This is a genomic window from Lentzea sp. NPDC092896 (genome assembly GCF_044754905.1).
Taxonomy (GTDB): Bacteria; Actinomycetota; Actinomycetes; order Mycobacteriales; family Pseudonocardiaceae; genus Lentzea.
The window spans coordinates 146,251-157,182 of sequence record NZ_JBIVPX010000009.1; the positions used below are offsets into that span (position 1 = coordinate 146,251).

Here is a 10,932-nt window from a genome sequence, read left to right on the forward strand (position 1 = left end):
AAAATAGCGCCTGACCGCCGGTCAGGCGTCCCGAATGATCTGGAGCGAGTTCTGAGCCGCGGTGACGATCAGGTGATCCGGCCCGAACAGCTCGATGCCGATGGTCCGCACGACCAGGAGCAGGCTTCTCGCCAGTTCGACTTCGCCGCACGCGTGGAGCGCCACCCCGAGCTTGCCGGCGGCGAGCAAGGTGTTCGGATGATCAGGGCCTGCCGTGCGCCGATACGTGTCCCACACGTGTTCGCACACCCTTCGCTGCTCGGCGGAGCGGCCGAGTGCCCCGAACGCGTCGCTGAGCAGCGACTGCGTGTAGAGCGCTTCCGGCCTCACGGCGAGGGACCGTTCGAGCACGATCACCGCCTGCTCCGCACGTCCGGCGCTCGTGTAGGCGTAACCGAGGTCGTCCAGGGCGCCGAACTGCTCGGTGCCGCCGAGCGGCTCGTCCCGCCACGGTTCGAGCACGGAGACGGCCTCTTCGGCCCGGCCGATCCTCAGGCAGTACTGGCCGAGGACCCTGGCCGAGAGGAGCGTGCCGGGATGGCCGGCGCCGTGCACCTCACGGCTGGTCTCGAGGTCGATCCGCAACTCGGCCAGCAGGTCGTCGAGCCCGCTCGGCGTGCAGGTCGCGGCGACCCTGCGGGCGGTCAGGAGCAGCTCCCGGTCATCGCCGAACCGTGCGACGCACTCCGCGTACACCTCCTCCGCGATCGCACCGGCCTGGGCGAATCCCCCGGTGCTTCCCAGGAAGCTCGCTTCCCACATCCGCAGGCGCAGCACGGGCTTCGACACGGGCCGGCCACTGGCGCCGGCCCACAGCGCCTCGATCTGCCGCACGAGTTCGTCGCCACCGAACTCGACGTGACCGAGGAGCAGTTTCGCGGCGAGCTCGGTCCCGTCGTCCAGATCGCGGACCACCCGCTGCACCAGTCGATGCACGAGCACGGACGAGTCACCGGCGAACTCCACCAGCGACGCCTCGTGCAGTGCCACCAACTCGTCGTCGAAGGAGTCGCCGAGCAGCTGCCTGGACACGCCGTCCGGCGACAGCACCGACAGGATCCGGACGAGTTCGCTGCCCTGGAACGGTTCCAGGGCCATCAGGATCGCGGTGGCGGCGCCGAGCGGGTACGGGTCGCCGTCGCGCCGGCTGAGGTACTTCTCCGCCGGGAACTTCCGGAAGTTCTGCAGGTACTTCGCGAAATCCCACCGGGCAGCTCTGATCCGTGCCGCCGCCTGTGCGAGCGCCAACGGCAGATGCCCGAGTTCTGCGGCGAGTTCGGCGGCGTCACCGTCCAGTCCGGTGGCTTCGCGCAGGAACCGTGACGCGTCCTGCGGCGCGAAGACGTCCACCGGCACCTCACGCCCGAGCTGCGACCCGCGCACGGTGCTGGTGATCAGCACCTGGCAGGCGCCGACGGACGGCAGGTGCGGCCGGACCGCGTCCAGTGACACCACGTTGTCGAACACGAGCAGCGCGTTCCCGGACCGCGTCTGCAGGTGGTTGCGCACTCTCGCCGCCGCGATGTCGGCGCTGTCCTCCGGCCGGTACAGCCCGAGCCGGTCGGCCAGTTCGACCATCCCAGCGGTGATCTGGCCTGGCGTTTCCGCCCCGATCCACGCCACCAGCCAGCCGGCCGAAACCCGTTGCCGCGCATGAGCAGCTGCCAGCTGCGTCTTCCCGACCCCGCGCTGTCCCGTGACAACGCACACGGGCGCACTCAACAAATTCCGCGCGGCAGGCGTCTGGAAGTTAGGTGGTTCGTGCGGGATCAGGCCCGTGACCACCTGGTCGGCAGGCACGGCGGGCAGACCGCGGTATTCCGCCCGCACCGGCATCCGACCGTCCTGGTTTCGCACCGAACAATGCTAGGCCCCGCAATCGGGTAAACAGGATGGAGACATGCACACCAGGTGGAGATGGTTCCTGTTCGGCCTCGGCGCAGCCGTGGCCGCGATCGGTCCGCTCGCAGCCAAGGACGGCCCCTGGTACGCGTACGTCTTCGGCGGCCTGTGGTTCCTCATGGGCGCGACTGTCGCGTGGCGCACCTTCAGCATGGGCACGAAGCTCACGGCCGAAGGCATCACGTCGAACGGGCTCGACCGCCAGAGCACCGTCGAGTGGTGCGACGTCCAGGGGTTCGAGCCGAAGCGCAGCCGGAACCTGATCTTCTTTCACACCATCACGCCCGCGGCACAACTCCGCCGCGGCACGCACGTGCTGACCGAGCTGAGCCTGCTCTCGATCAAAAAGGACTCGGTGCCCGAACGGACCGCCAAGCAAGTGACGGAACTGCGGCAGGCTCTGGCCAAGCATCGCGCAAACTGCCCGGAGTGCGGAGCACAGCCGAAAGCGCTCGTGACCGGGCAGGGGATGGTGGCTCGCCTGCGGTCCCGATTGCGCTCGCTAATGGGCGGAAATAGCGATCAGTCCATCGCCTGATCGCGGGATCCTGTTACACGCCAACGTCGTTCACCGTTGACACAGCCTTGACATTCCCCTCCATCAGCTCTTGACTGGAGAGTGGTTGCTCGTTCCACGGCAGAAAAGAAACGCGCAGCACTAAAAGGCCGCCCGTTCAAGCCGCTGAACAGTCCAATGTGGATCTAACAATTACTCCGGTCCGACGATTGCCCCTCGTGAGGCGAAGAGATGTGCTTCGGAGCACTCTTTACCCCACGAAGGGCACATGCGCCGTGAAGAACTGGAGACGCCGCACCGGAACGGTCTTGCTGACCGCGGTGCTGGGCACTACCGGGTTCGGCTTCGCCGCCACCCCCGCCATCGCGCAGAACGCGTCACAGCAGCCTGCCGCTGACAAGCAGCTGGACAAGACCGACCGCGCGCTCGTCGAGGAGGCCGCCCGCGAGGGCAAGCCGACCGTCGACCTGCTGGTCGCCGCGGAGGACGGCAAGACCGACGCCGCGGTCAACGACCTCAAGGCGCTCGGCGCCACGGTCCAGAAGACCGAGAAGGACGTCGACTACGTCAAGGTGACCATTCCGCGCGAGAACGCGGAGAAGGCCGCCAAGCTGGCCTCGGTCAGCACCGTGGACGTCGACGGCCTCGTCGCCCTCGACAACCCGCGTCCCGAGGGCATGGAGAGCCCGGCCCCGCAGAAGGCGCCGGACTCGAAGACCCCGCGCACCAACCCGTACATGCCGACGCAGGACACGCAGGCGGCGCAGTTCGCCACCGCGCACCCGAAGTGGGACGGCCGCGGCACCACGATCGCGATCATCGACTCCGGCATCGACCTGGACACGCCTGCCCTGCAGACGACCAGCACCGGTGAGCGCAAGATTGTCGACTGGTACAACGCGAACGCCACGAACTCCGGCGACGGCACCTGGGTCACCATGACCAAGACCGGTCGCGTCGGCAAGTTCACCGACAGCGGCCGCGAGTGGACCGCGCCGGCGACCGGTGGCCCGTACTCGTTCGGCCTCTTCCGCGAGACCGCGGGCGACCTGAACCTCGCCAACAGCGAGACCGGCGGCGACATCAACCGCGACGGTGACCGCACGGACGCGTTCGGCGTCCTCCAGGACATCACGACGAAGGAAGTCTTCGTCGACACCGATGGTGACGGCAACTTCACCAACAACAAGCGCATGATCGACTACAAGGTCAAGCAGGACAGCGGTTTCTTCGGAACCGACAACCCCGCGACCCCCGTCGCCGAGCGCGTCGCGTTCGTCGTGCAGACCGACCGGTCGATCTACGACAACGCGGGCACGCCGTACGTCAACCTCGGCATCGCGGGCGCCGCGCACGGCACGCACGTCGCCGGCATCACCTCGGCCCACAAGCTGTTCGACGGCAAGATGGCCGGTGCCGCCCCCGGTGCGAAGCTGATGGCCATCAAGGCCTGCCTCTCCACGCCGTCCTGCACCAGCTCCGGTCTCATCGACGGTGTCCTCTACGCCGCGCGCAACGGCGCCGACGTCGTGAACATCTCCATCGGTGGCCTCCCGGCGCTCAACGACGGCAACAACGCCCGTGCGGAGCTCTACAACCGCACGATCAACGAGTACAACGTCCAGCTGTTCATCTCGGCCGGCAACTCCGGCGCGGGCTCGAACACCGTCGGTGACCCGTCGGTCGCCACGGACGCGGTGAGCGTCGGCTCGTACATCACCAAGGAGACCTGGCTCTCCAACTACGGCTCGAAGACCGCGCAGAAGCAGAACCTGCACGGCTTCTCGTCGCGCGGCCCGGCCGAGGACGGCGGCTTCAAGCCGAACATCATCGCGCCCGGTTCGGCGATCTCCACCACGCCGCGCTGGCAGCCCGGTGGCCCGGTGGCGGGCACCTACGCCCTCCCGCCCGGCTACTCGCAGTTCAACGGCACCTCGATGGCCGCCCCGCAGGCGACCGGTGCCGCCGCGCTGCTCGTGAGCGCGTTCAAGGCCACGCACAACGGCACGAAGCCGACCAGCGCCGAGCTGCGCTACGCGATCCAGCGCAGCGCGAACTACGTCGCCGACCTCGGTGCCTACGAGCAGGGCGCGGGCCTCTTCAACACCAACGCCGCGTGGACGTTGCTGGACAAGCACTCCGTGCCGGACAAGGTCACCACGTCCGTCGCGGTCAACACCGTCCTCAGTGGCCTGCTGGCCACCCCGAACGTCGGTGTCGGCATCCACGACCGTGAAGGCGTGACCGCGGGCCAGGAGTACACCCGCACCTACACGCTGACGCGCACCACGGGCCACGACGACGAGACGTACAACGTTTCGTGGAAGGGCAACGACGGCACGTTCACGGCGCCCAAGAAGGTCGAACTGCCGCTGAACAAGCCCGTCCAGTTCGCCGTCAAGGTCAAGGCCAAGACCGCCGGCGCCCACAGCGCCGTCCTGCAGCTCGACAACCCGGAGACCCCCGGTGTTGACGCGCAGACCCTGAACGCGGTGTTCGCGGCGGAGAACTTCAACGCCGCCAACAAGTTCTCGGTCACGAAGTCCGGCAAGATCGCGCGCAACCAGTCGACCAGCCTCTTCGTGAACGTGCCCAAGGGCACGAGCGCGCTGAAGGTCGACCTGGCCGGCGGCGGTGCCGAGGCCGGCAAGGGCCAGGTCCGCTTCCTGCGCTACACCCCGCAGGGCATCGGCTTCGACTCCAACACCTCGACCAACTGCTACAACCCGGACGCGGGCGCCGGTTGTGCCGGTGGCACCCCCACCAGCCGCACGGTCGCGAACCCGATGGCCGGTGTGTGGGAGATCGTGATCGAGGCGCGCCGCACCTCCGACGCCGACGAGGCGCCGTACTCGGTGACCGCGTCCGTGCTCGGCACGTCGGTCAGCCCGAACCCGGACACCATCGCGTCCGCGACGCTGGGCACGCCGATCGAGCGCACCTACACCGTGACGAACACGCAGGCCAGCTTCAACGGCCGGCTCGCGGCGCAGCCCGCCTTGGGCAGCGCGAAGCAGGCTCGTCCGACGATCGCGAACCTGGAGTCCCAGCAGTACCAGATCGCGGTCGGCGCGGGCGCCACGCGGCTCACCGCCACGATCGGCAACCCCGCCGACCAGGGCGCTGACCTCGACCTGTCCGTCTACAACTGCACGACGGGCTCGTGCGTGCTCGCCGGTCAGTCGGCGGACGCGGACTCCGAGGAGTCGGTGACGATCGCCAACCCGGCGGCCGGCAACTGGCTCGTCGTGGTGGACGGCTACGCGGTGCCCGCGGGCACCACGGCGTTCGACTACTTCGACGTCTACACCTCGGCCGGTCTCGGCACGCTGACCGTGACGGACAGCAACGCCGACCGCGCCGCCGGTGCGACGTGGAACGCGACGGGCGTCATCACGCCGCAGGGCCAGCCCGGTGCCGACCGCGTGCTGCGCGGTGAGCTCGAGGTCCGCACCGACGAGAACGTCGTCGTCGGCGGCGGTGCCGTGATCATCCAGTCCGTCAGCTAGTAGCTCGTAGCAACACAGAAAGCCCCAGGGTCCACGAGATCCTGGGGCTTTCTACGGTTCAGGGAGCTTGTTGTTCAGCGGCTCGTCCACGTCCACTTTGGACACGCCGACGATCAGATACGCGTCTTCCACCTTGTCGACCGGCATCTCGGCGCGCAGGTAGCCGATTCTGGGATCCCGCGACTCGACGGTCGCGCCCAGCCTCTGCAGTGCCTGCTCGACCTCCTCGTCGCGTCCCGGCTGCACGGAGATCATCAGTGGCACTGTGAGGTGGCCGTCGCGTTTCGCCTGCTCGATCCGGATCCTGTCCGGTTTCGCTGAAGACACGGTCGGCACCTCCGCCAAGGGCACGGCTGGAGACCCGTTCGTACCACAGCTTCCGAGAGCCAGCGCGCAGAACGCGACGGCGAGCGGTCTTCTCATGTGGTTAGGACGTAACGCCTCACGAGAGTGGTTGCATGGCTTTCGACAAGAGTTCCGGATGCGTCACGTGAGCCACGTGACCTGCGCCTTCCAGCGTGATCAGGGTGCCGCCGGTGTCCTTGACGATCTCGCGCGCGGCCGGTCCGAAGAGGTGGTCGGTGCGTTCGCCGACGATCACCGTGACCGGAATCGACAACTTCGGCGGCTCGTAGCGGTAGCCGACGACCGCCCTGAGTTCGTGCAGTGTCGTGTCGAGCATGTCCTGCGCCTTGAGCCAGCCTTCCGGGTCGGTGTCGCGGAACGGGGCCTCGCCCGCGATCCGAACGGCCATGATCTCCAGTGCGAGGTCCCGGTCACCCCGGCCCAGTGCGTCCTCGAAGTCCCGCACCGCCTGTGCGTCCAGGCCGATCGCGGGCTCGTACAGCACGAGCGCCTTGAGATCCGCGCGTTCCTGCGCCGCCAGCAGCGCGATGACGCCGCCATAGCTGTGCCCGATCAGGGTCGGCCGCTCGTGCCGGTCGAGCACCGCGTGCAGGTCGTCGATCTCGGTGCGCAGGCCGTAGCCGCTCGGCAACGGCACTCCGTTGCGCCCGCGCCGTTCCGGCACCTCCGTGGGGCCCAGCAGGGCTTTCATCTGGTCCCAGTCCTCTGCCGTGCCCTGTGCTCCGTGCAAGATCACGTTCATGCGGCCGACCGTAGGGCTTGACATCAGTGTCAAGGTCAAGGCGTGTTGATCGGTGAACTGGCCGCCGAGTGCGGCGTCTCCGCCCGCTCGGTCCGCCACTACGAGAAGTGCGGCCTGCTGACCTCGGAACGCTCGCCCAACGGCTACCGCGTGTACTCGCCGGCCGACGTCGAGACCGTGCGGCGCATCAAGGCGCTGCTCAACGTGGGCCTGCCCGTCGCGACCATCGCACTGCTGCTCCCGTGCGTCCTGGACGCCTCACCGCGCCTGGACCCGTGCGCGGACCTGCTGGCGACCCTGCGAGCCGAGGTGGCCCGCCTGGACACCCGGGCCGCCGAGATCGACCGATGCCGCGGCCTGATCGCGGGCATCCTCGAACGATCTACCCCTTAGGTCCCGCAAACGCTTGCTCCCGCAACGCCCCGTCCACGCTCTCCCCGAACACCCGAGCGTCCGTGTGCTGGTCACCCGCGGGCTGAGCCTTCTTGACCCCGGTCACGGCCTTCGTCCTGACCTGCGGCAACGCGCTGCCGTGCTGCCGCTGCACCCAATCCACCAGATGCTCGCGAGTCAGACAGCGCAAGTCCCACAGCTTCCCGGCATCAGCGGCGCTGACCAGCGCCCGCAACCGCACGAACCCCTGCGTGGCCTGCGTGACCTGGAGAACGGACACCCGCCCGTCCCACAGATCGCTGCCCTCCAGCATCGACCGCATCTCCTGCCGCATCGCCTCGACCGGCACCGTCCAGTCCAGATCGAGCTCCACGGTCCCGAGCAACGCCGACTGCGTGCGAGTCCAGTTCTCAAAGGGCGTCTTGAGGAAGTACGAGGTGGGCAGCACCAGCCGCCGGTCGTCCCACAGGTGCAGCACCACGTACGTCAGCGTGACGTCCTCGACCCGCCCCCACTCACCTTCGACGACCACGACGTCATCGAGCCGCACCGCGTCACTGAACGCGATCTGCAACCCCGAGATCAGGTTGCCCAGCAACGACTGCGCGGAAAACGCCGCCACAGCACCGATAACAGCGGCAGAGGCCAGCACGGTCGACCCGACCGCCCGCGCACCGGGAAACGTCATCAGGATCGCCCCGACCGCCAGCACCCCGATGACCACCAGAACCAGCCGCCGCACCAGCGTGATCTGCGTGTGCACCCGCCGCGCGTGCCGGTTGTCCGTGACATCGGTGCGAATCCGCGACAGCGAGACGTCCACCAGCGTGCTGATCAACGCGGCCAGCAACCAGGCCCCGGCCAGGATCAACGCGATTCCCAAGGCGTGCAACGCGAACGGCGCGTTCACGGGGTAGACGCTCAGGCTTATCTGCGCGGCCAGCACCACCCCGAAGGCCTGACCGGGCCGGTACATCTTGCCGCTGTGGGTGAAGCGGCGGACCAGGCGGTGGATCACTTCCACCACCAGTAGTGCGAAGGCGATCGAGCAGCCCATGACAACGAACAGCAAACCGTTCCTCCTCCCGTATCGGGGCCGGGTACCCGGCGGCCGGGGAGGGGAACACCATGAAACGCCTCACGGAACGCCTACCGTGAGTGCCGCTTCTTGTTTCCTGTGAGGATGGTGTCTCCGTCATGACGATCTCTGACTTCGCGTACCTGTGGGAGTCGCCACGCGGCCGGTACTTCCTGGTCGGATCGCCTGATGACGAGTACGGGTACTTGATCTGGGATTCGGTTACCAGGACCGCCCTCCTGATCGAGGACGACGACATGGATGAGGAGGTCACGGCGCTGATGGAGCGGCACGGTGTTCCGGTAGCGGCGCGCATCGTTGATGTGCCGGGATGGGACGAGGGTTCGGAGTCGTAGACAGCGCCTGACCGGCATTGGCTGAGTCACATCGACCGGGCACCATTGCGTTCCGAGTTTGAGTCTGCAAGACTCAAACCATGTTCACGACACCGGAGGCGCTGGAACTGGTGGAGCGCGCCACGACGGCCGAAGCGCTGTTCGGGCCCCGCACGACCGACCCGGACCTGCGCAAACAGGCAAAACGCCGGTACCGCGCGCTGGCTTCGGTCCTGCACCCCGACGTGGTCGGACCGGGCAACACGCGGGCGCACCGGGCGTCGGCGAACCTGACCCGCCTGCACCACGAGTGGACCCACAGCACGAGTGTCGAACTAAAGACGAGGACCGGGGTCTACCGCATCGGCGAGCCGTTCGCGGTCGGCAGCATCGCCAACCTGTACGAGGCGGACGGGCCGTACGTCGTGAAGGTGGTGCGCAACCCGGCGCTCAACCCGTTGCTGCACGGCGAATGGCAGGCCCTGCGCGCACTGGAACGCTTTACTGACCGCAATCAGTGGCTGCGGCCGTTCTACCCGCGGCTGCTCGACACGTCCGGCGAAGTCGCCAAGGGCTCAAGGGCATTCACGGTGCTGGACCCGCTCATTGACGGGTTCGTGACGCTCGCGGACGTGAAGCGCGCGTACCCGCACGGGCTGGACGGGCGCGACTACGCGTGGATGCATCGTAGGCTTCTCAAGGCATTGGCTGGCGCGCATCAGATCGGGCTGGTGCACGGGGCTGTCACTGCCGAGAACGTCATGGTGCACCCGGAACAGCACGGGATCGTGCTGGCCGGCTGGTCGTTCGCCGTCGAGTCCAACCAGAAACTGCTCGCGACCAGCAAGACGATCAGCTACCCGCCGGAAGTCGGAGCGGGAGAACCGGTGACGGCCGCGACGGACGTCCACATGGCACACACACTGATGCTCGATCTGCTGAACCACAACGAACATCGGCAACGAGCCTTCGCGAGAGGCTGCCTGCAGGAACTACCGGCACGCAGGCCCGACGCCGCCGACCTCATCGGCGAGTACGACGACCTGCTCGAAGAACTGTACGGACCAAGGGTTTTCCGCCCGTTCGCACTTCCAAAGGGAGAATGACCATGGGACACGGCAAGTGGGATGACAACGCCTACGCGGCAGCCAAGACCTTCCGTGCTGCCAAGGGGATCGCGGACTTCGGCTACACCGCCTCGATCAAGGGGAATCCCGCGTCGAGCTGGAAGGCGGCGCCGAGCCTCGACCCGCTCAACGTCGAGTACCGCGAGTGCCGCGACTCGCCCGACCACGCCGACTCGACACCGATCGCGGTGCTGTTCGACGTGACCGGGTCGATGGGTGCGGTGCCGCGGATCATGCAGGGCAAGCTCGGCAAGTTGCACGGGCTGTTGCAGCGCAAGGGATATCTCGCCGACCCGCAGCTGATGTTCGGCGGGATCGGGGACGCGGACAGCGATCGCGTTCCGCTGCAGGTCGGTCAGTTCGAGTCGGACAACCGCATGGACGAGCAGTTGCGGGACATCTTCCTCGAAGGCAACGGTGGTGGGCAGAAGAGCGAGTCGTACGAGTTGGCCGCGTACTTCGTCGCACAGCACGTGGTCACCGACGCGTGGCAGAAGCGCGGCAGGAAGGGCTATCTGTTCATCATCGGCGACGAGCTGAACAAGCCGCGGCTGGAAGCCAAGCACATCCGCCGGATCATCGGGGACGACGTCAAGCAGGACATCGATCCCGTGTCGGTGTACCGCGAGCTCGCCCGCAAGTGGCACGTGTACTTCATCCTGCCCAACCAGTCGTCGTACTTCAACGACGACTCGATCGGCGAGCACTGGCGGACGATCCTCGGGCAGAACTTCCTCAAGCTCGACGATCCCGGTGCGGTGTGCGAGCTGATCGCCGCGACGATCGGCATGGAGGAACGCGTGGTGGACCTCGACCAGGCGCTGGTCGATCTGGCCGAGATCGGGTCGGTCGCGGAGAGCAAGGCCGTCGGCAAGGCGCTGGTCGCCGTCGGCGGCGCGGCACGCTCGATCACCGCCGCGCCGCTCGGCATCGACGGTCCTGACGACGTGGCGCTGAGCTGAC

Annotated in this window: 10 protein-coding genes; 6 read left to right on the forward strand and 4 right to left on the reverse strand. The window is 67.5% G+C overall.

Translation table 11 applies throughout. From position 1 onward, the window contains the following. Positions 1–21 precede the first annotated feature (21 nt). Complete coding sequence (locus ACIQF0_RS35595; protein ID WP_401037077.1) at positions 22–1,857, reverse strand: tetratricopeptide repeat protein; 1,836 nt, start codon at positions 1,855–1,857, stop codon at positions 22–24. A gap of 88 nt (positions 1,858–1,945) precedes the next feature. On the opposite strand from ACIQF0_RS35595, the gene ACIQF0_RS35600 reads away from it, so the two are divergent. Beyond that, entirely contained in the window at positions 1,946–2,440 is a 495-nt protein-coding gene (locus ACIQF0_RS35600; protein ID WP_401037080.1) for a hypothetical protein, read from the forward strand. A 254-nt stretch (positions 2,441–2,694) separates the two neighbouring features. After that, entirely contained in the window at positions 2,695–5,928 is a 3,234-nt protein-coding gene (locus tag ACIQF0_RS35605) for a S8 family serine peptidase (protein ID WP_401037083.1), read from the forward strand. Positions 5,929–5,979: 51 nt separating this feature from the next. Here the strand turns inward: ACIQF0_RS35605 and ACIQF0_RS35610 are convergent, their stop codons facing one another. Further along, complete coding sequence (locus ACIQF0_RS35610) at positions 5,980–6,255, reverse strand: hypothetical protein (protein WP_401037086.1); 276 nt, start codon at positions 6,253–6,255, stop codon at positions 5,980–5,982. Positions 6,256–6,370: 115 nt separating this feature from the next. Further along, positions 6,371–7,036, reverse strand: coding sequence for an alpha/beta fold hydrolase (locus ACIQF0_RS35615; RefSeq protein WP_401037089.1), 666 nt, complete (start codon positions 7,034–7,036; stop codon positions 6,371–6,373). Between the two features lie 42 nt (positions 7,037–7,078). Here ACIQF0_RS35615 and ACIQF0_RS35620 point away from each other — a divergent pair, with 42 nt between their 5' ends. Then, positions 7,079–7,429, forward strand: a complete 351-nt coding sequence (locus ACIQF0_RS35620) for a MerR family transcriptional regulator (RefSeq protein WP_401037091.1) — start codon at positions 7,079–7,081, stop codon at positions 7,427–7,429. Here the strand turns inward: ACIQF0_RS35620 and ACIQF0_RS35625 are convergent. Next, positions 7,419–8,501, reverse strand: coding sequence for a mechanosensitive ion channel family protein (locus ACIQF0_RS35625; protein WP_401037094.1), 1,083 nt, complete (start codon positions 8,499–8,501; stop codon positions 7,419–7,421). The genes ACIQF0_RS35620 and ACIQF0_RS35625 overlap by 11 nt on opposite strands. Before the next feature lie 125 nt (positions 8,502–8,626). Between ACIQF0_RS35625 and ACIQF0_RS35630 the strand changes: the two genes are divergently transcribed. The 3 genes from ACIQF0_RS35630 to ACIQF0_RS35640 all read left to right on the forward strand — a co-directional run bounded on the left by ACIQF0_RS35630 (position 8,627) and on the right by ACIQF0_RS35640 (position 10,931). After that, positions 8,627–8,863, forward strand: coding sequence for a hypothetical protein (locus ACIQF0_RS35630; protein WP_401037097.1), 237 nt, complete (start codon positions 8,627–8,629; stop codon positions 8,861–8,863). A gap of 80 nt (positions 8,864–8,943) precedes the next feature. Further along, positions 8,944–9,948 (forward strand): adenylate cyclase, encoded by a 1,005-nt coding sequence (locus ACIQF0_RS35635; protein ID WP_401037099.1) that lies wholly within the window; start codon positions 8,944–8,946, stop codon positions 9,946–9,948. Positions 9,949–9,950: 2 nt separating this feature from the next. Beyond that, positions 9,951–10,931, forward strand: coding sequence for a hypothetical protein (locus ACIQF0_RS35640; RefSeq protein WP_401037101.1), 981 nt, complete (start codon positions 9,951–9,953; stop codon positions 10,929–10,931). Position 10,932: the final 1 nt, after the last annotated feature.

What these genes read in the sequence shown, in the direction of transcription:
- ACIQF0_RS35640 (WP_401037101.1), top strand. Translation starts at nt 9,951, where the DNA reads ATGGGACACGGCAAGTGGGATGACAACGCCTACGCGGCAGCCAAGACC.
- ACIQF0_RS35630 (WP_401037097.1), top strand. Translation starts at nt 8,627, where the DNA reads ATGACGATCTCTGACTTCGCGTACCTGTGGGAGTCGCCACGCGGCCGG.
- ACIQF0_RS35635 (WP_401037099.1), top strand. Translation starts at nt 8,944, where the DNA reads ATGTTCACGACACCGGAGGCGCTGGAACTGGTGGAGCGCGCCACGACG.
- ACIQF0_RS35615 (WP_401037089.1), bottom strand. Translation starts at nt 7,036, where the DNA reads ATGAACGTGATCTTGCACGGAGCACAGGGCACGGCAGAGGACTGGGAC.